This window comes from Azospira sp., assembly GCF_030247495.1.
Classification (GTDB): domain Bacteria; phylum Pseudomonadota; class Gammaproteobacteria; order Burkholderiales; family Rhodocyclaceae; genus Azospira; species Azospira oryzae.
In genome coordinates this window covers 33,082-51,908 of the sequence record NZ_JAOTRW010000010.1, presented here as the reverse complement: position 1 = coordinate 51,908, position 18,827 = coordinate 33,082, and the positions used below count along the sequence as shown (strand labels likewise).

Below are 18,827 nucleotides of genomic sequence, written 5' to 3'. Positions count from 1 at the left end.
ATGTTCCCGCTCGTCAGGTGCCGAGCCGCACCGGCTGGCGGCGGGCGCCGAAGTCGCCGGGCCCCGGGCCGAAGCGGCCGGCCAGCTGGTGGCCGCAGTCGGGGCAGGCGCCGCTGGCGGTGAGACGGTACTGCCTGAGGGTGTACCAGTCGCGCACGATCAAGGGCGCGTGGCAGCGGGGGCAGTCGGTGGTGCCGCCCGCGGTGTCGTGCACGTTGCCGGTGTAGACGAAATGCAGGCCGGCATCCCGGGCGATGCGGCGGGCCCGGCTGAGGGTGGCCGGCGGCGTCTCCGGCGCCTCGAGGAATTTCCAGTCCGGGTGGTAGGCGCTGAAGTGCAGGGGCACTTCGGGCCCCAGTTCCCGTTCGATCCAGTCGGCCAGCTGGGCGATTTCCCGGTCGCTGTCGTTGTGGCCGGGAATGAGCAGGGTGGTGATTTCCAGCCAGCAGTCGGTGAGGTGGTGGATGTGGGCCAGGGTGTCGAGCACCGGCTGCAGGTGGCCGCCGCACAGCTTGGCGTAGAAGTCCTCGGTGAAGGCCTTGAGGTCCACGTTGGCGGCGTCCATCAGGGCGAAGAACTCCCGCCGCGGTTCGGCGTGGATGTAGCCGGCGGTGACGGCGACGCTGCGGATGCCGGCCTCGCGGCAGGCCAGGGCCGTGTCCATGGCGTACTCGGCGAAGATCACCGGGTCGTTGTAGGTGAAGGCCACGGCCGGGGCCTCCAGGCGGCGGGCAGCGGCGGCGATGGCGGCCGGGCTGGCGGCGTCCATCAGCCGGTCCATGTCCCGGGACTTGGAGATGTCCCAGTTCTGGCAGAACTTGCAGGCCAGGTTGCAGCCGGCGGTGCCGAAGGAAAGGATGGGGGTGCCCGGGTGGAAGTGGTTGAGGGGCTTCTTTTCCACCGGGTCCAGGCAGAAGCCGGAGGAGCGGCCGTAGGTGGTGAGGATCATGGCCCCGTCCCGGGCCTGGCGCACGAAGCAGGCGCCGCGCTGGCCTTCGTGCAGGCGGCAGTCCCGGGGGCAGAGGTCGCACTGCAGGCGGCCGTCTTCCAGGGCATGCCACCAGCGGCCCGGGTGGGCGCTCTCGGCCACGGCGGGGGTGTGGTCGGGATTCATGGCCGTTCTCCTCTGTTCTGGTGCCACTTGTGCACCCGGTAGGTGGCCAGTTCCACCTGGGGCGACCAGAAATCCCGGGGCAGACCGGCCTTGGCCTTGAGCTCGGCAAGAAAGCGTGACGGCTCGGGCAGGGCTTCCCAGACCTGGGGCAGGAAGGTGGCGCAGTGGGCGCCGTAGCGCAGGATCAGGCCGTCCTCGCCGGGCACCAGGGCCGCCAGGGCGTCGGCCTCGCTGGCGGCGGCCAGGGGCCGGGGCGTCTGCAGCAGGGACACTTCCAGGTCCAGCAGGGGCCATTCCTCGACGCTCACCGGGGCAAAGCGGGGATCGCGGAAGGCGGCGGCCCGGGCATTGGCGGCCACGTCCTCGCCCAGGGGGCGGCGGGCTTCCAGGGTGCCGATGCAGCCCCGCAGGCGGCCGTCCCGGGTCAGGGTGACGAAGGTGGCGGTGGGCTTTTCCAGGGCCCGGGGCGGCGGCGTCCCCAGATTGGGCGGCGGGTCGGCCAGGCCCAGTTCCCGGGCGATGGCGTGGCGGGCCAGGGCCAGCAGCAGGCGACCCAGGGCGGCGTCGGGCGGCGCGCTGGCGATGGGCTCAGTGGGGACCATGATCCGGCTCCAGGGAGAAGGCGGCGTAGCCCACCACCCGTTCCCGGTCGCCGGCGGTATCGCCGGAATTGCGCCGGTCCAGGAGGCGGGGCCGCAGGCCGTGGCGGGCTGCCGCCAGCAGCAGGCCGTTGATGGGAATGGCGCCGCAGGCGTCCTCGGGCACCAAGTCGGCCCGGGCGGCGGCGATGCGGGCGCAGGTGGCCTGGTCCAGGCGCTCGGCCTCGGCGTAGGGCTGGTAGTGGGAAAGGTCGGAACTGACCAGGATCAGGGTTTCCTCGCCGCCCCACAGGCGTTCTAGCACCTGGGCCACGGCCGCGCTGGAGGCGGCGCCCACGGCCAGGGGCAGCAGGGTGAAGGGCCCCAGCAGGCGTTGCAGGAAAGGCAGTTGCACCTCCAGGGAATGCTCCAGGGCGTGGGCCCCGTCGTCGGCCACCACCTGGGGCAGGTCGGCGATGCGCTGCCGGGCCTCGGCGTCGATGGGCAGCGGGCCCAGGGGCGTGACGAAACTGTCCACGGTGGGCACGGCCAGGCCCCCCACCGCCACCCGGTGGGTGGGGCCGAGCAGGATGACGCGGCGGATGCGCCCGGCCTGGGGCGCCAGGGCGGCATAGGCGGTCGCCGCGATGGGGGCGGAATAGACGTAGCCGGCGTGGGGCACGATGAGGGCCTTGATCGGCCCTGCGGCGGCGGGCGGCCGGGCCTGGGCCAGGTAGGCGTCGATGTCGGCGCCCAACTGGGCGGGATCGGCCGGGTAGAAGAGGCCGGCGACGGCGGCGGGACGAAGGCTGGGCATGGCTCGCTCCCCGGAAGGTGACGCTACAGGTGCATGAATATCCAGCCGCCGATGGTGCCCGCGGCCAGGGCCAGGAAGCCCAGGCCGATGCGGCGTCCCAGGCTGGGTCCGGCGACGGAGAAGACGATGCCCAGCTTGAACACCAGGTTGGCGAGGAAGGCGATGACGATGGAGTTCACCGCCTCATGCATGGGCAGCTTGCCCATGCCGAACAGGCGCAGGGAGGACAGGGCTATGGCATCCACGTCGGTGAAGCCGGAAATCAGTGAAATGGCGTAGAGGCCCTCGGAACCGGCCACATCGGAGAGCCAGGCGGCCAGCAGCAGCACCACGGCGTAGATGCAGCCGAAGGTGAGGGCGGTGCGGATTTCTGCCGGGTTGTGCAGGTTGAGGGGCGTTTCCGGCTGGCCGCTCTGGTCGCCGAGGATGCGCCACAGCCAGCCGATCACCACCAGGCCCAGCAGCAGGCCGCCGCCCAGGGCCGGCAGCAGTTGCGGCAGCAGCTCGGGCTGCAGCATGGCGGCCAGGAGGGAGAGACGCACCAGCACCACCACGTTGGCGGTGAGGATCACCACCATGGACAGGCGCAGCAGGTTGGGCGTGGCCTTGACGTGGCGGGAATACACCAGGGTGATGGCGGTGGAGGAGGCGAGGCCGCCCATGAGGCCGATCAGGGGGGCGCCGTGCTGCTGGCCGAAGAGGCGCAGGGCGGCATAGCCGGCCAGGCTCATGCCGGAGATGAGCACCACCATCCACCACACCTGGTAGGGGTTGAGGGCCAGGTAGGGGCCGAAGCCCTGGTCCGGCAGGATGGGCAGGATGACCAGGGAGAGGACGCCGAACTGCAGCATGGAGATGAGGTCCTTGCGCGTCAGCTTCTCGCTCAGCAGGTGCAGCTCGGTCTTGAAGTAGAGCAGCACGGTGGTGAGGATGGCCAGCATCACCGCCAAGGTCTGCTCCTGGTACCAGATCATGGCGCCGAAGGTGTAGGCCAGGAGCAGGGCCACCACCGAGGTGGTGCCCGGGTCCTGGGCGTCGGGGCGGGAATGGTAGGCGGCCACCATCATCAGGCCCACCATCAGGAGGCCGGCGGCCAGCACCCACTCGGAACCGCTCTTTTCCCCCAGCAGGCCGGCGATGGTGCCGAGCAGGGCGGTCAGGGCGAAGGTGCGCAGGCCGGCCCGGGAGGAGGAATGCCGTTCCCGCTCCAGGCCCATGAGCAGGCCCACCCCCAGACTGAGGAGAAAGGCTTGGGCGAATTCCAGCCCGGTTTCGGTGAGGAAGTTGTTTTCCATGGTTTTTCTTATTTCGCCTGGTTTTTGATGGGGGGCAAAAATGGCGGAAAAGTCCCCCGGCCGGCCGGTTATGACGAGGCCCCTCCTGTTAAAATTAATGCATGGCCCGACACTACGCAATCGTTCCCGCTGCCGGCAGCGGTTCCCGCTTCGGCAGCGACACTCCCAAACAGTATCTTCCCCTGGCGGGACAACCCCTCATCCACCACACCCTGGCGGCCCTGTGCCGCCATCCGGCCATCGACCGGGTATGGGTGGTGCTGTCGCCGGGGGACGAGTGGTGGCGGGAATACGACTGGAGCGCCCTCGGGCCCAAGCTGGAAACCGTCTTCCACGGCGGCGCCACCCGGGCCCAGAGCGTGGCCAGCGGCCTCAGGGCAGCCCAGATGGCGGCCGCCGAGGACGACTGGGTGCTGGTGCACGATGCGGCCCGGCCCTGCCTGGCCGCCGCCATGATCGACGCCCTGGTGGCGGAACTGGCGGACGATCCGGTGGGCGGCATCCTGGCGGTGCCCGTGGCCGACACCCTGAAGCGGGCCGATGTGCAGCAGCGGGCCGCGGCCACCGTGCCCCGGGACGGCCTGTGGCAGGCCCAGACGCCCCAGATGTTCCGCTACGGCACCCTGTGCCGGGCCCTGGCAGCCAACCCGGACGTCACCGACGAGGCCGGCGCCATCGAGGCCCTGGGCCTCAAGCCCCGGCTGGTGAAGGGCGACGCCAGCAATCTCAAGGTTACCTATCCGGCGGACCTGTCCCTGGCGGAGGCCATCCTGCGCAGCCGCCTCGGCCCCCGGGCCGCCCTTGGAGCATTGGCATGAGTCACAAGGAAATTCGCGTCGGCCAGGGCTGGGATGTGCACGCCCTGGTGCCGGGACGGGCCCTGATCCTGGGCGGCGTCACCATTCCCCACGAACTGGGGCTGCTCGGCCATTCCGATGCCGACGCCCTGCTGCACGCCATTACCGACGCCCTGCTCGGCGCTGCCGCCCTGGGCGACATCGGCCGCCATTTCCCCGATTCCGATCCGCGCTGGAAGGGGGCCGACAGCCGGGTGCTGCTGCGCCACACCCTCAGCCTGCTGCAGCAGGCGGGCTGGCGCGTGGTCAATGTGGACGCCACGGTGGTGGCCCAGCGGCCCAAACTGGCGGCCCATATTCCGGCCATGGTGGCCAATATCGCCGCCGATCTGGGGCTGGCCGCCGAGCGGGTCAACGTCAAGGCCAAGACCTGCGAACGGCTCGGTTTTGCCGGTCGGGAGGAGGGCATGGAAGCCCAGGCCGCCGTCCTCATTGAACGGGAGTGACTTTGTCCGGTCAGGCAGCGTCCCCAGAACGGGCCCGGGTGTTTTTCGCCCTCTGGCCCGAGGCGGCCTTGGCCGAAGCCCAGGCGGCGGCCGTGGGCGGCCGCGCCATGGCCCGGGAGACCCTGCACCTGACCCTAGCCTTTCTCGGCGACGTTCCCCTCGAAACCCTGCCGGCCCTGCAGGAAGCCGGCCGCCTGGTGGCCCGGCAACAAGTCATGCACCACGTATTTCCCCTGGAGTTTTCCCTGGATCATTTTGGCTACTGGCAGCACAACCACCTCGCCTGGATCGGCTGCCGCACTCCTGTCGCTGCCCTGCACGGCCTCGCTGACGCCCTGGCGGCGGCTGTGGGCGAGCGGGGCTTTGCCCTGGAACCCCGTCCCTTCGTGCCCCACGTGACCCTGGTGCGCCGCGCCCCCGTGGCGCCGCCCTGCCGGGAGGAGGCCTTGCCCCTGTCCTGGCGCGCCACGGATTTCGCCCTGCTGCGCTCCCGCCGCCAGGCCGGCGGTGCCGCCTACGAGACCCTGGCCCGCTGGCCGGTGGAGGGCTCGGCATGATCAAGAAGATTCCCGTGGCCCAGATCCGGGTCGGCATGTATGTCAGCGACGTCAATGCGGGCTGGATGGATCATCCCTTCCTGCGCAACAGCCTGCTGCTGGAAGACCAGGAGCAGGTGCTGAAAATCCGCCGTGCCGGCATCCGGGAGGTGTTCATCGACACCGCCAAGGGGCTGGATGTGGACGACGTGCCCACGGCCCAGGAGGCGGCACGGAGCAGCCAGCAGGATCTGGAAAGGATGGCCGAGGCGCCGGAAAACAAGGCACCGCCGCCCCGTACCAGCCTGGCGGAGGAACTGGCCAAGGCCAAGGGGGCCTTCAACGAGGGGGCCCGCCTGGTGCGCAGCGTCATGGACAACGCCCGCCTGGGGCGCCAGATCGAGATGGAATCGGTGAAGCTGGCGGTGGAGAAGATCACCAACTCCGTCATCCGCAACAGCAACGCCATGTTCACCCTGCGCCGCCTGCAGCAGCGGGACGACTACACCTACCAGCACTCGGTGGGCGTCTGTGCCATGCTGGCGGCCTTCGCCAAGGCCATGGACATGGACCTGGCGACCATCCACCAGGTGGCCCTGGGCGGCCTGCTGCACGACATCGGCTATGTGCGCATCCATGCCGAGATCCTGGCCAAGCCGGGCAAGCTGACCGACGAGGAATACCTGCACGTGAAATCCCACGTGGTCCAGGGTTCCGACATCCTGCACCAGACGGCGGGCATTCCCCAGCTGGCCTTCGACATCATGGAGCACCACCACGAGCGTTTCGACGGCAGCGGCTATCCCCGGGGCCTCAAGGGCGAGGAGATTTCCCAGGTGGGACGCATGGCGGCCATCGTCGATGTGTATGACGCCATCACCACCGACCGGGTTTATCATCGGGGCGTCAATCCGGGGGAAGCCATGCGCAAGCTTTTCGACTGGAGCAAGTACCACTTTGATCCGGCCCTGTTCCAGATTTTCGTCAAGAGCATCGGCATCTACCCGGTGGGCACCCTGGTGCGCCTGGAGAGCGAGCGTCTCGGCGTGGTGGTGGAACAGCGGGAAAAGAACCTGCTGCAGCCCCTGGTGCGGGTCATCTACGACGCCAAGCGCCAGTACTACCTGCCGCCCCAGGATGTGGACCTCTCCCGGCCCTTTGGCCATGGCGGCGGCGACCGCATCGTCACCCATGAATCCCCCCTGAAGTGGGGCATCGACGTCAATCGTTTCCTTTCCTGAAGCATGCCCAAGCCACCGCCCGCTCCCCGCGAAACCCGCGGCATCGAGAATGTGCTGACCCGCCTGCGGCAGGGCGAGAACCGCTTCGTCCAGCTGGCGGACAACATCCCGGAAAGCTTCTGGCTGATCGACATCGCCGCCCGCCGCGTGGTCTATGCCAATCCGGCCTACGCCACCCACTGGGGCGGCTCGGTGGAAGACCTCTACCGCAACCGCTTCGACTGGCTGCGCTTCATCCACCCGGACGACCTGGACCGCATGCGCGAGGCGGTGCGGCGCAATCCCCGGGGCGGGGTCAACGAGGTGGTGCGCATCGTCCATCCCAACGGCGGCGAGCGCTGGCTGCACATCCGCAGCTTCGACATGAAGGACGAGCAGGGCAATGTCCACAGCGTCGGCGGCGTCGGCACCGACATCACCGACCTGGTGCTGCAACGGGAAGCCCTGCGGGCCAGCGAGGCGGTGCAGAAGGGCGTGCTGGACGCCCTGCCGGCCCATATCGCGATCCTCGACGCCGAGGGCGTCATCGTCGCGGTGAACGAGCCCTGGAGCCGTTTCGCCGCCGAGAACAGCCATGATCCGAGCAGCGCCGGCGTAGGCTGCAACTACATCCGGGTCTGCGAGAGGTCCTGGGGCGAATCGGCGGAAGAGGCCCAGGACATCGCCGTCGGCATCCGTGCCGTGATCGACGGTCTGCAGCACGAATTTTCCCTGGTCTATGCCTGTCATTCGCCCACCGAGAAGCGCTGGTTCCGCGTTCTGGTGACGCCCCTGGAAGCCCGGGGCAACCGGGGCGCGGTGGTGATGCACCTCAACGTCACCGAGACGGTGGAAGCCCAGCAGCGCCTGACCCATCTGGCCCACTTCGACAGCCTCACCGGCCTGCCCAACCGCCTGCTCTTCCGCGAGCGCCTGAAGGCGGCCCTGGCCATGGTGCAGCGCCAGGGCGGCCGGCTGGCGGTGATGTTCATCGACCTGGATCGTTTCAAGGTGGTCAACGACACCCTGGGCCACCTGGCCGGCGACGCCCTGTTGCAGCAGGTGGCCACCCGCATCGGCGGCTGTCTGCGGGCCAGCGACACGGTGGGGCGCCTGGGCGGCGACGAGTTTGCCGTGCTGGTGCCGGACCCGGAGCGGGAGTACGACGTCACCGTGGTGGCCCGCCGCCTGGTGGACACCCTGGCCCAGCCCATCACCCTGGAAGGGCAGGAGCTGTTCGTCTCCGCCTCCATCGGCATCACCCTCTACCCGGACGATTGCGACGACCTGGAAAAGCTCATCCGCAACGCCGACACGGCCATGTACCGGGCCAAGGAGCTGGGACGCAACAACTTCCAGTTCTTCACCGCCGCCATGAACGCCCGGGTCAAGGAGCAGCTGCAACTGGAGACGGACCTGCGGCGGGCGGTGCAGCGCCAGGAATTCATCCTCCACTTCCAGCCCAAGGTCAGTTGCAGCCACGGCGGCATCACCGGCTTCGAGGCCCTGCTGCGCTGGCAGCATCCGGTGCGGGGTCTGGTCTCGCCCATGGAATTCATTCCCCTGCTGGAAGAAACCGGGCTCATCGTGCCCGTCGGCACCTGGGTGCTGCAGCAGGCCTGTCAGCAGGCGGCGGCATGGCACCTGGCCGGTCACGGGCAGCTGACGGTGGCGGTGAACCTGTCGGCCCGCCAGCTGCAGTCCGAGGCCCTGGTGCAGGACGTGCGCCAGGCCCTGGAGGATTCCGGGCTGCCGCCCCAGGCCCTGGAGCTGGAACTGACCGAGAGCCTGCTGATGAGCCACGTCGAGGACAATATCGCGTTGCTCAACCGGCTCAAGGCCATGGGCGTGCAGCTGTCGGTGGACGATTTCGGCACCGGCTATTCCAGCCTGGCCTATCTGAAGCGCCTGCCCCTGGATACGGTCAAGGTGGACCGGGCCTTCGTCCAGGACATCACCGCCGATCCGGGGGATGCCTCCATCACCCGGGCCGTCATCACCATGGCCCACAATCTGCGCCTCAAGGTGGTGGCCGAAGGGGTGGAGACCGAGGGCCAGATCGCCCTGCTGGTGGCCAACCACTGCGACGAGATGCAGGGCTACTACTTCAGCCGTCCGGTGCCGGCGCCGGAGGCCCTGGCCCTGCTCGACAAGGGGCGGGTGCTGCCGGGCCGCCTGCGGGCCCGGGGGGCGCAGGTGCCGACGGTCCTGCTGGTGCTGACGGCGCCGGCCCTGCGCCTGACCCTCGGCCGGGCCCTGGAGGAGGCCAACCTGCGGGTGCTGCTGGCCGGTGGCGGCGAAGAGGGGCTGGCGGCCCTGGCCTGCCAGCGGGTGGACGCCATCGTCGCCGATGCCGGGCTCACCGACAGCGCCGGCCAGGCCTTCCTCGAACGGGCGGGCCAGTTGCAGCCGGAGGCCGGCTTCCTGCTGCTGTCCTCAGCCGACAACATGGCGGCGGCTGCCGCCGAACTGCCGCCCCATCTGGCGGGCCATCTCTTGTCCCGGGACGTGGGCACGGAAGTGCTGGTCGCCGGCGTCCTCGAAGCCCTGCGCCAGCACAGTCTGCTGCTGGAGAACCAGCGCCTGACTCAGGAGGTCCACAGCGCCGGCCTGGAGCTGTCTCGCCTCGGCCAGGAGCTGGAGTCCCTCCTGGCCAGCCACGCCCGTCAGGAAATGCGGCCCCAGCAGGCCACCGGTATCGCCCACGAGGTGCTGCAGGAGCTGCCGGCGGCGGTGCTGGGGGTGGACGCCAGCGGCATGGTGGCCTACGCCAATGCGGCGGCGGAACGGTTGTGGCCGGCCTGCGGTCTGATCGGCAACGAGAGCGCCGACCTGCTGCCGCCGGAGCTGCTGGCGCTGCTGCAGGCGGGCGGCGGCAGCCGGGAAATCACCTTGAACCAGGGCGGCCGTTGCCGCGCCCTGTGCCAGCCTTTCGGCAACGATGCCAAGACCCGGGGACACCTGCTGTTGCTGTTGCCCCTGTAGCACCCATGGAAAAGAAACAATGAGCACCGTCAAACAAATACCCCTGGAGGAAGCCCAGCCGGGCATGCTGCTGGGGGACGACCTGCGGGATGCCGCCGGTCAGATCCTGCTGCCCAGGGGCTCCGAACTGGCCGAGTCCAGCCTGCGCTCCCTGGCCCGGCGCGGCATCGAAACCCTGACCATCCGCATCGAGGCGCCGGTGGACGAGGGCGCCCTCATGGCCCGCCGGGAGGCTTCCCGGCTGCGCCTGCAGCACCTGTTCCGCCAGGCCGGCGACCCGGCCTCCCAGGAGTTGCTGCGCCTGATGCTGGAATACCGCCAGGAGCGCCCCCAATGAAGACCCTGCAAGCGCAACAGGTGGTGGAGGCGGTGCGTCAGTTGCCGTCCCTGCCGGTGGTGGTGATCGAACTGCTGCAGTCGGCCGACAAGGACGACGTCAATGCGGACGAGCTGGCCAACAAGATCGCCCTGGACCAGGCCCTGGCGGCCAAGGCCCTGAAGGTGGCCAATTCCCCCTTCTACGGCCTGCAGAGCAAGGTGGCCAGCATCCAGGATGCCACCGTGATCCTGGGCCTGCGCCAGATCCGCTCCCTGGTGGCCGCCGCCGCCGTCACCGGCGCCTTTGCCCAGTCCCGCCACAGCTGGTTCGACCAGCGCCTGTTCTGGCAGCACTGCGTCGGTGTCGCCCTGTGCGCCCGCACCCTGGCGGCGGAGGCCGGCGTCTCCGAGGACGGTGCCTTCACCGCCGGCCTGCTGCACGATATCGGCCGCCTGGTGCTGGTTACCTGTTTCCCCGACGAGTACCGGGAGGCCCTGGCCTACCAGAAGAAGCACGACTGCTTCCTCCTCACCGCCGAACGGGACGTGCTGGGCCTGGACCATGCCCAGGTGGGCCAGGCCCTGGCCGAACGCTGGCACTTCGCCCCTTCCATCCAGGCGGCAGTGGCCCATCACCACGCCCCGGAGGAGGCCACCGCCGATTCCCTCGCCGGTGTCGTCCATGTGGCCGACGTCATGGCCCATGCCCTGGACCTGTGTCCCCGGGAGGATGAACTGGTGCCGCCCCTCTCCGCCGTGGCCTGGAACCGGCTCGGCATCGACTGGGGCCGTTTCAAGCAGATGCTGGCGACGGTGGAAGACCAGTTCGAGGATGTGTGCACCGCCCTCAACATCTGAAGGGCCGCCGCACCCGGGGCGCTTATGCCCCCGGGTTTAGCCAAAATCAAGGATTCGCCGCCGGGGGCGGCGTAGCTTAGGGGAGTCACCCACCGTCGGTCTGGACTTCCCTGTGTCCTTCACTCCCCATGAAATCGCCCTGCTCAAGTCCTCCCGCCTCTTTGCCGGACTGGAGGAGAGCGAGCGCTTCAACGATATCCTGAACCGTCCCGAGAACCGGCTGCAGGTGCCGGAGGACTGCTGCTTCCTGGAGCGGGGCACCCGCTCCCCGGGGCTCTACATCCTGGTGCACGGCTCCGTCGAAATCTTCTTCTGCAACGCCGAAGGGGAAGAGAAGGTGCTGCACTTCATCAAGTCGGGGGAAACCCTGGCGGAAGAAACCGTCAGCGACCAGAAAGCCATCAACTACTGGGCCCGCAGCCTGACGCCGACGGTGATGCTGCGCATTCCCCCGGCCGAGGTGCTGGCCTGGATGGACGAATCCTGGCCTTTCGCCCAGCGCTTCCTGGAGTTGGTGTCCGAGCGCATCTGCCTGCTCTACGCCGACGTGGTCACCTTCTATTCCAAGACCGCCGTGCAGCGCCTGGCCTGCTACCTGATCTGCGGCTTCGAGACCTCCCGCCTGACCCTCAAGGATTCCCTCAGCCTGGCCATCCCGGTGCCGAAGAAGAATCTGGCCTCCCGCCTCAGCATCAGCCAGACCCATCTCTCCCGGGCCCTGCGGGACCTGACCGAACGGGGTCTCATCACCCAGGAGGGCAACCGCCTGCAGGTGAAGGACGTAGAGCAGCTGGCGGGCTACGTCTGCCCCCACGGCTGCGATCTGTAGGCCGCAGCCGCCACTCAGGCCGCCCTCAGTGCAGCGGCGGCAGACGCTCTTGCCAGGGGGCTGGCAGGACGCTGACGACGCGGCTGCGGCAGGTGTGCCAGAAGGCCGAGAGCAGGAGCAGGGCGGCGCCGATGCAGAGGGCGGTGAAGGCGAAGCTGAGGCTGACCATGCCCAGGTTCTTCAGCAGGGCGGTGAAGGCGTAGAGCAGATAGGCCAGGGCCGACACCATCAGGGCGCGCCGGTCGATGGCCAGGGACAGCAGTCCCAGCAGGGCGTAGATGAGAAGCGCCGCGGCGGCCTGAAGCAGGGTGGCCTCCCGGGAGAACATCTGCAGCGACGTGAAAATGGGATGGACCAGCAGGGGCGCCGCCAGCAGGTGCAGCCAGAAGGCCACGTCGGCGCGGCGGGTTTTGCGCTGCGGATCGGCCGTGTCCCAGGCCATGGCCAGGGCGAACACCGCCATGCCGGCGACGAAGGTGATGGGGGCATACCATTCCCGGGCCAGCGTTGATTTGAGGAAGAGCATGGCCAGCAGGGTGCCGGCCACCGCGGCGGCGCCGGCGGCGACGGTGATGGGCACGCGGAAACGCCGCCAGTGCAGCCAGGCGCCGAGGCCGCCGAGGAGCCCCGCCAGGGGCAGGGAAACGCTGTCCAGGGGCCGCAGCACGGCCACGGTCATGCCCACCAGGCCGCCGACGAAAGCCAGCAGAAGCACGATGGAGGGCAGGGCCAGGCGCCGCTGGCGGGTGAAGAACTCGGCCAGGCCCCAGGCCGTGGCGGCCACCAGCAGGGGGCCGGCGCCGTCATGGACGCGGCTGCCGAGCCAGCCGAGGGCGGCCAGGAGCAGCAGGCAGGCGATGACCACGAAAATGTCGTTGAAGCCGCTGACCAGGCGGAAGTGCTCCTCATCCACCACCGGCAGGGGCCGGCCCTGCACCATATAGGCCTGGAAGGCATCCACCGCCTCCTGGCTGAGCACGCCGTCGCGCACGGCGGCCGCCAGATCCTCGTCGTTGTACATCGGGGCAAGCTCCTGCAAAAACTCGATCGGTGAGGGAACGGGCGTTCCCGCAGGCCTGCAGGCTACCGGATTTGTATGCCGTCGTCTTGCTCGGTGCGGGTCGTCTGCGCCGCCGCCGGGTGCCACAGCCGGTCCAGGACCAGGGCGGTGAGGCCGCCGAGGAGGGCGCCGGCCAGCACGTCGCTGGGGAAATGCACCTGCAGGTAGAGGCGGGAGACACCCACTGCCAGCCCCAGCACGGCTGCCGCTGCCAGGACCCAGGAGCGTTGCAGCAGGAGGCCGAGGGCGATGCCGAAGGCCAGGGCCTGGGCGCTGTGCAGGCTGGGGAAGGAGGCGTGGGTGGCGAGGCCGTCCAGGGCCGGGTGGAGGTCGGGCCGGGGGCGCTGGATGAGACTCTTGGCCAGGTAGCCGATGCCGATGGCAAGGCCCAGGGAGGCGGCCGGCAGCCAGGCCCGGGGCCGACGGCGGTGCGCCAGGAGGCCCAGCAACAGGCTGGCCGGCAGCAGCAGCCAGAGGGAACCGAGCCAGGTGAGGCTGCCCATGGCCCGGTCCAGCAGGGGGCTGCGGATCTGGGCGAAAAGGTCGAGCAGGGCCCGGTCCCAGGCCGGGATGCCCCGGGGGGCCAGCAACCACAAGGCTGTCAGGCAGGCCATTCCGAAGATGGCCGTGCCCAGGGCTCGCCCGGCCAGGGGCCGTGGAGAAAGGCGTCCCATGGGCTCAGGCGGGGGGCAGGGGCAGCAGCAGGCGGGCGGCCAGGCCGCCGCCCTCCCGGGGCGACAACTCCAGGCGGCCGCCGTGCAGGCGGGCGATGCGTTCGACGATGGCCAGGCCCAGGCCGGTGCCGGTGGTGTCGCTGCGGGCGGCCTCGAGGCGGGTGAAGGGGCGCTTCAGCCGTTCCACTTCGGCGGGGGGGATGCCCGGTCCCCGGTCCAGCACGGCGAGGAAGGCTTGTCCGTCGGCGATGCCGGAGGCCAGGGTGATGTCGCCGCCGCCGTATTTGCGGGCGTTGCCGATGAGGTTGGTCAGGGCCCGTTCCAGGGCCCGGGGGCGCAGCCGCAGGGGCGGCAGGGGCGATGTCTGCAGTTGCACCGGTTCCTGCCGCTCCTGGCAGCGGCGGGCCAGGGTGGCCAGCAACTGGTTGGGATCGGCGCTTTCTTCCGGCTCCTGCTCCTCGCCCCGGGCGTAATCGAGGAACTGGCCGATGATGCCGTCCATCTGGGTGATGTCGTCGTTCATGCCGGCCCGCAGGCTTTCGTCCTCCACCCCCATTTCCGCCGCCAGGCGCATGCGCGCCAGGGGGGTGCGCAGATCGTGGGAGATGCCGGCCAGCACCAGGGCCCGTTCGCTTTCCAGGCGGGCCAGGTCGGCGGACATCTGGTTCATGGCCCGGGCCAGCAGGCGTACTTCCTCGGCCCCTTCTTCGGCCAGGGTGGGCGGCCGCTCGCCACGGCCCACGGCCCGGGCGGCCCGGGCCATGATCTTCAGGGGGCGGGCGATGCGGGCGACGATGAGCCAGGCCACCACCAGGGACAGCACCAGGGAGACGGCGCCCCAGCCCAGCCACTGCCAGGTCGGGTTGCGCTCGGTGCGCTCCCGCGGCAGCACCAGCCAGTAATCGTCCCCTTCCTCCATGGAAAAGCGGATCCAGAAGCCAGGCTGGTCGTTTACGGCGATGGCGAAGCTGGCCTGGGGCCCCATCAGCTGGAAGGCTTCGCGCTGGAAGATGGTGAAGAACTCCCGGTCGGGCAGGGGCGTGACCCGGTCCTGCTCTTCCGCCGGGTAGAGGCGCAGGCCTTCCCGTTCCGACAGTTCCCGCAGCAGGTCGCGGCGCAGCACCGGGTCGGCGCTGAGCAGGGCGGCCCGGGTGATGTTGGCGACGCTGGCGGTGAGCTGGGCTAGCTGGCGGGCCCGGGGTTCCCGCTCGGCGGCCCGGAACAGGGCGACCCAGACCGAGACGGAGACCAGCAGCAGCACCGCCACCAGGATGAAGGCCCGCACCAGCAGGGTACGGGGCAGCAGGCGCTGCAGGGCGCGCGGCAGTTTCATGGCCGGCGGGGGCTCAGGCAGCGGTGCCCTGGCCGTCCGGCACGAACACGTAGCCGAAGCCCCAGACGGTCTGGATGTAGCGCGGGGTCTGGGGATCCGGCTCGATCAGCTTGCGCAGGCGGGAAATCTGCACGTCGATGGCCCGGTCGAAGGGGCCCTGTTCCCGGCCCCGGGCCAGGCTCATCAGGCGGTCCCGGGAAAGGGGCTGGCGCGGGTGCTGCAGCAGCACCTTGAGCACGGCGAATTCCCCGGTGGTGAGCATCACCGCCTCGCCCTCGGCGCCCCGGGTGAGGCGGCGGGTGGCCAGGTCGATACTGATCTCGCCCACCTGCACCGTGCCTTCGGCCTCCACCGGGGAGCCCGGCGGCGGCAGGGCGCGGCGGCGCAGCACCGCATGGATGCGGGCCACCAGCTCGCGGGGGTTGAAGGGCTTGGGCAGGTAGTCGTCGGCGCCCATTTCCAGGCCGACGATGCGGTCGATCTCGTCGCCCTTGGCGGTGAGCATGAGCACCGCCTGGTGCGGGTCGGCGGCCCGCAGGCGGCGACAGATCGAGAGGCCGTCCTCGCCGGGCAGCATCAGGTCCAGCACCAGCAGGTCGAAGGTCTCCCGGGCCAGCAGCTTGTCCATGGCCGGGGCGTTTTCCGCCGTCTTGACGACGAAACCCTGTTCGCCCAGGTAGCGCAGCAGCAGGTCCCGCAGGCGCTGGTCGTCGTCTACGACGAGAATGCGTTGTTTGTTTTCGCTCATGGCTGGCAATGCTAACCGGTTCCGTGCCCCGGCAACAGGGCTCCGCCGGGCCCGGCGGGGGCCAAGTCGTTACGCCGCGTTGCAGACCGGGGCTGGGGAAACAATTATTTACAAAGCCGTGGGCCGGCCTTACATCCAGGCGGGGCCGGGCTTGCATCCAGGCGTTAGGATGGCGTCGTGGCTGCCGCTCTGGAAGCGGCCCGGCAATTTGGGCACACTGTGCGCCGTCGCCGGCCCGGGCTCCGGGGTTGCGCGGGTTTTCCCGCCGTGACGGCGACGTTGCCGGTTGTAGTGATTCCATGGTGCATATGAAACGACTGTTCCTCTCCGCTCTCCTGCTGCTCTCTGCCGCCTCCCTCTGGGCCCGGCCGGAGGAGCCGCGCCTGCTGGCCCAGGCCGAAGGCGGCCTGCGCATGGAGCGGGCGGAGGACCCCCACGCCCGCCTGAGCAAGGAAGAGCGGCGGGAAGCCCGGCGCCAGTGGCTCAATTCCCGCCAGGCCGAGCGGGAGGAGGGGCCTCCCGGTTTTGCGCCGGGCGAGGAGCGGCGGCGCCTGTCGCCGGAAGAACGGCAGCGCCTGCGGCGGGATGTGCACGAGGCCGGCCGGGAGTTCTACCCCCGGGAAGAGCGCCGTCCCCTGTACCCGGAAGGGCTGCCGCCGGCGCCCCGCTCTCCCCGTCATCCCTGAGCGGCCATCCGGCCGTGGGACGGGTTGTGAGCCCGTCGTCGATAAAAAATCCTGATCCACCCGGTACTTGCGGACTTGTTCACACAAGCTGTGGATAACTTTGTGGGTTATTGCCGGACAGATGGCCTAAGTAGCCCGGGGATAAGGATTTTTCTTACTCTGCCCAAAAAAACGGCTTTGCTGGTAATTTCAATAAAAACAAATAGATACAACGTCGGTGCTGGCTCCCGCCTGTCATCGTGGCCGGAAAGCGGCTCCCCGGGCCAAGGGGCGGGCTGTTTGTGCATAAGTCAAGTCTTGACACGCTTTTTTTCGCCTTTTTTTTGCCGACCCCAATGCCGGGGCGGGGAAGGGCCGGGCCTGGGTTAAAATCGCTCCCCATGAATCTGCTGGCCCTCGAAACCGCCACCGACCAGGGGTCCGTCGCCCTCTGGCGCGACGGCGTCCTCCTCTCCCGGGAATGTCCCGCCGGTGAGCAAAGCTCCCTGACCCTCTTGCCCCTGGTGCGCGCCATGATGGCCGAAGCCGGCCTGGCCATGGCGGACCTGGACGGCATCGCCTTCGGCGCCGGCCCGGGCGCCTTCACCGGCCTGCGGGTGGCCTGCGGCGTGGCCCAGGGCCTGGCGGTGGCCCTCGACCGGCCGGTACTGCCGGTGGTCACCCTGGAGGCCATGGCCTATGCCGACGGCAGCCCCCAGGTGGCGGTCTATCTGGATGCCCGCATGAACGAAGTCTATTGCGGCGCCTACCGCCGGGTGGGCGAGGTCCTGGAACTGCAGGGCGCCATCACCGTCTGCCCGCCGGCAGAGGCGCCCCTGCCTGCTGCCGGAGACTGGGCGGTGTGCGGCAACGGCGTACCGGCCTACCCGGCCCTGAGCCAACGCCTGGCCGCCTGGCCCCTGGGCGGGCAACGGGTGCCGACGGCAGCGGCGGTGGCCCGGCTGGCGGCGCCCCGGCTGGCCCGGGGCGAAGGCCTGGACCCGGCCCTGGCGGCGCCCCTCTACATCCGGGACAAGGTCGCCCTGACCGTGGCCGAGCGCCTGGCCCAGGGCGGCAGGGCCTGACCCATGCGCTCCCTTTCCGCCCTGGCCGCCGAACTGGCTCCCCTGGAGTTCCTGCCCATGAACGGCAAGGACCTGGCCCAGGTCATGGAAATCGAAAACCGGGTCTATTCCCATCCCTGGACCCAGGGCAATTTCGCCGACTCCATGAAGGCCGGCTACAGCTGCTGGGTGGCCCGGGAGGGCGGCGCCCTGGTGGGCTACATGGTGCTCATGCCCTCCCTGGACGAGACCCACCTGCTCAACATCAGCGTCGCCGCCGAGCGCCAGGGCCGGGGCTACGGCGCCCGGCTGCTGCGCTTTGCCATGGAGGTGTCGCGCCACGGCGGCGCCGTCACCATGCTGCTGGAGGTGCGTCCCTCCAACGCCAAGGCCCTGGCCCTCTATGAAAACTACGGTTTCCAGGTGATCGGCCGGCGCAAGGGTTATTACCCGGCCGTCGAGGGGCGGGAGGATGCCCTGGTGCTGCGCCGGGAGCTGGGGGAGATCGAGGCATGAACCATAACGGCGAGGGGCCCATGGGCAATCTGGAAATCCTGCATGAAATGGGACTGACCCCCCTGTGGGTCCTGCGCGGCCAGGCGGAGGAGGGGGCTGAGGCGATGGATGCCGTCGCCCCGGCCGAGTCCGCCGCTGCCGCCGCCGCACCTGTGGCCGAAGCTCCCCGTTCGCCGCGGCCGTCCCTGATTTTGCCGCCGGCCGCTGCCGCGGCCTTCTCCGGTGCGGCGCCGGCGCCCCGGACGCCCCTGCCGGCCGGCAGCCTGGGCAATATGGGCTGGGATGAGTTGCAGGACGCGGTCGCCGCCTGTCAGGCCTGCGCCCTGTGCCAGCAGCGCAAGCAGGCGGTGCTCGGCGTCGGTGACCGGCAGCAGCCGGACTGGATGTTCATCGGTGAAGGCCCCGGTGCGGACGAGGACGAGCAGGGCGAGCCCTTCGTCGGCCAGGCCGGCAAGCTGCTCGATGCCATGCTGGCCGCCATCGACCTGCAGCGGGGCCGGGGCGTCTACATCGGCAATGCGGTGAAATGCCGGCCGCCGGGCAACCGCACGCCGGAGGCGGCGGAGATGGATACCTGCCGTCCCTACCTGCAGCGCCAGATCGAGCTGCTGCAACCCAAGCTGATCGTCCTCCTCGGCCGCGCTGCGGTGCACAGCGTGCTGGCCCAGGAGCGGCCCCTGGCCTCCCTGCGGGGCCGGCCCCACGAATACCTGCTCAACGGCCGGCCGATCCCGGTGGTGGTGACCTACCATCCGGCCTATCTGCTGCGCAATCTCACGGACAAGGCCCGGGCCTGGGAAGACCTGTGCTTCGCCCGGCGCCTGCTGGCCGACGCCCGGCGCCAGGCCGGGGGCTGATCCCGTTCATCCGGAGGCCTGGGAGCCAATAGGGGCGCTATTCTCCGCCATGGCATG

At 69.7% G+C, this 18,827-nt stretch carries 20 protein-coding genes; 12 read left to right on the top strand and 8 right to left on the bottom strand.

Features of this window, described 5'->3' with window-relative positions; all coding sequences use genetic code 11:
• Positions 1-13: 13 nt before the first annotated feature.
• Genes amrS through OEL49_RS15060 form a run of 4 tightly spaced genes read right to left on the bottom strand, consistent with a single transcriptional unit; the run spans position 14 to position 3,804 of the window.
• On the bottom strand, positions 14-1,114 hold the full coding sequence (gene amrS / locus OEL49_RS15075; protein ID WP_287875444.1) for an AmmeMemoRadiSam system radical SAM enzyme: 1,101 nt from the start codon (positions 1,112-1,114) through the stop codon (positions 14-16).
• Complete coding sequence (amrA, locus tag OEL49_RS15070; RefSeq protein ID WP_287875442.1) at positions 1,111-1,716, bottom strand: AmmeMemoRadiSam system protein A; 606 nt, start codon at positions 1,714-1,716, stop codon at positions 1,111-1,113. Before amrA ends, amrS begins: the two co-directional genes overlap by 4 nt.
• On the bottom strand, positions 1,703-2,509 hold the full coding sequence (gene amrB, locus OEL49_RS15065; protein ID WP_287875440.1) for an AmmeMemoRadiSam system protein B: 807 nt from the start codon (positions 2,507-2,509) through the stop codon (positions 1,703-1,705). The genes amrA and amrB overlap by 14 nt, the downstream gene beginning before the upstream one ends.
• Before the next feature lie 23 nt (positions 2,510-2,532).
• Entirely contained in the window at positions 2,533-3,804 is a 1,272-nt protein-coding gene (locus OEL49_RS15060; protein ID WP_014237443.1) for an MgtC/SapB family protein, read from the bottom strand.
• A gap of 101 nt (positions 3,805-3,905) precedes the next feature.
• On the opposite strand from OEL49_RS15060, the gene ispD reads away from it, so the two are divergent.
• The 8 genes from ispD to OEL49_RS15020 all read left to right on the top strand — a co-directional run bounded on the left by ispD (position 3,906) and on the right by OEL49_RS15020 (position 11,853).
• Positions 3,906-4,622, top strand: coding sequence for a 2-C-methyl-D-erythritol 4-phosphate cytidylyltransferase (ispD, locus tag OEL49_RS15055; protein ID WP_130458444.1), 717 nt, complete (start codon positions 3,906-3,908; stop codon positions 4,620-4,622).
• A complete protein-coding gene (ispF, locus tag OEL49_RS15050; protein ID WP_014237445.1) occupies positions 4,619-5,107 on the top strand; it encodes a 2-C-methyl-D-erythritol 2,4-cyclodiphosphate synthase in 489 nt (162 codons plus the stop codon). The genes ispD and ispF overlap by 4 nt, the downstream gene beginning before the upstream one ends.
• Positions 5,108-5,145: 38 nt before the next feature.
• Positions 5,146-5,664, top strand: coding sequence for an RNA 2',3'-cyclic phosphodiesterase (gene thpR, locus OEL49_RS15045; RefSeq protein ID WP_287875437.1), 519 nt, complete (start codon positions 5,146-5,148; stop codon positions 5,662-5,664).
• On the top strand, positions 5,661-6,884 hold the full coding sequence (locus tag OEL49_RS15040; RefSeq protein ID WP_014237447.1) for an HD-GYP domain-containing protein: 1,224 nt from the start codon (positions 5,661-5,663) through the stop codon (positions 6,882-6,884). The genes thpR and OEL49_RS15040 overlap by 4 nt, the downstream gene beginning before the upstream one ends.
• A 3-nt stretch (positions 6,885-6,887) precedes the next feature.
• Positions 6,888-9,848 (top strand): EAL domain-containing protein, encoded by a 2,961-nt coding sequence (locus tag OEL49_RS15035; protein ID WP_287875435.1) that lies wholly within the window; start codon positions 6,888-6,890, stop codon positions 9,846-9,848.
• A gap of 19 nt (positions 9,849-9,867) precedes the next feature.
• On the top strand, positions 9,868-10,185 hold the full coding sequence (locus OEL49_RS15030) for a hypothetical protein (protein ID WP_287875433.1): 318 nt from the start codon (positions 9,868-9,870) through the stop codon (positions 10,183-10,185).
• Entirely contained in the window at positions 10,182-11,024 is an 843-nt protein-coding gene (locus tag OEL49_RS15025; protein ID WP_287875431.1) for an HDOD domain-containing protein, read from the top strand. Before OEL49_RS15030 ends, OEL49_RS15025 begins: the two co-directional genes overlap by 4 nt.
• Before the next feature lie 112 nt (positions 11,025-11,136).
• On the top strand, positions 11,137-11,853 hold the full coding sequence (locus OEL49_RS15020) for a Crp/Fnr family transcriptional regulator (protein ID WP_152089246.1): 717 nt from the start codon (positions 11,137-11,139) through the stop codon (positions 11,851-11,853).
• Between the two features lie 25 nt (positions 11,854-11,878).
• Here OEL49_RS15020 and OEL49_RS15015 read toward each other — a convergent pair whose 3' ends face one another.
• The 4 genes from OEL49_RS15015 to ompR all read right to left on the bottom strand — a co-directional run bounded on the left by OEL49_RS15015 (position 11,879) and on the right by ompR (position 15,668).
• The gene (locus OEL49_RS15015) at positions 11,879-12,874 is read right to left on the bottom strand and encodes a hypothetical protein (protein ID WP_287875427.1); all 996 of its coding nucleotides are present in this window, start codon (positions 12,872-12,874) and stop codon (positions 11,879-11,881) included.
• Positions 12,875-12,936: 62 nt separating this feature from the next.
• Positions 12,937-13,527 (bottom strand): phosphatase PAP2 family protein, encoded by a 591-nt coding sequence (locus OEL49_RS15010; protein WP_287875425.1) that lies wholly within the window; start codon positions 13,525-13,527, stop codon positions 12,937-12,939.
• A 64-nt stretch (positions 13,528-13,591) separates the two neighbouring features.
• A complete protein-coding gene (locus OEL49_RS15005; RefSeq protein WP_287875423.1) occupies positions 13,592-14,920 on the bottom strand; it encodes an ATP-binding protein in 1,329 nt (442 codons plus the stop codon).
• A 13-nt stretch (positions 14,921-14,933) separates the two neighbouring features.
• Complete coding sequence (gene ompR, locus OEL49_RS15000; RefSeq protein ID WP_152089242.1) at positions 14,934-15,668, bottom strand: two-component system response regulator OmpR; 735 nt, start codon at positions 15,666-15,668, stop codon at positions 14,934-14,936.
• A gap of 308 nt (positions 15,669-15,976) precedes the next feature.
• Here ompR and OEL49_RS14995 point away from each other — a divergent pair, with 308 nt between their 5' ends.
• The 4 genes from OEL49_RS14995 (at position 15,977) to OEL49_RS14980 (ending at position 18,770) form a co-directional block, all read left to right on the top strand.
• Positions 15,977-16,354, top strand: coding sequence for a hypothetical protein (locus tag OEL49_RS14995; RefSeq protein WP_043798145.1), 378 nt, complete (start codon positions 15,977-15,979; stop codon positions 16,352-16,354).
• Between the two features lie 380 nt (positions 16,355-16,734).
• Positions 16,735-17,418: a tRNA (adenosine(37)-N6)-threonylcarbamoyltransferase complex dimerization subunit type 1 TsaB gene (gene tsaB, locus OEL49_RS14990; protein ID WP_014237457.1), complete on the top strand. Its 684-nt coding sequence runs from the start codon at positions 16,735-16,737 to the stop codon at positions 17,416-17,418.
• Between the two features lie 3 nt (positions 17,419-17,421).
• Positions 17,422-17,913 (top strand): ribosomal protein S18-alanine N-acetyltransferase, encoded by a 492-nt coding sequence (gene rimI / locus OEL49_RS14985; protein ID WP_287875419.1) that lies wholly within the window; start codon positions 17,422-17,424, stop codon positions 17,911-17,913.
• On the top strand, positions 17,910-18,770 hold the full coding sequence (locus OEL49_RS14980) for a uracil-DNA glycosylase (RefSeq protein ID WP_130458455.1): 861 nt from the start codon (positions 17,910-17,912) through the stop codon (positions 18,768-18,770). Before rimI ends, OEL49_RS14980 begins: the two co-directional genes overlap by 4 nt.
• The last annotated feature ends 57 nt before the right edge of the window (positions 18,771-18,827 follow it).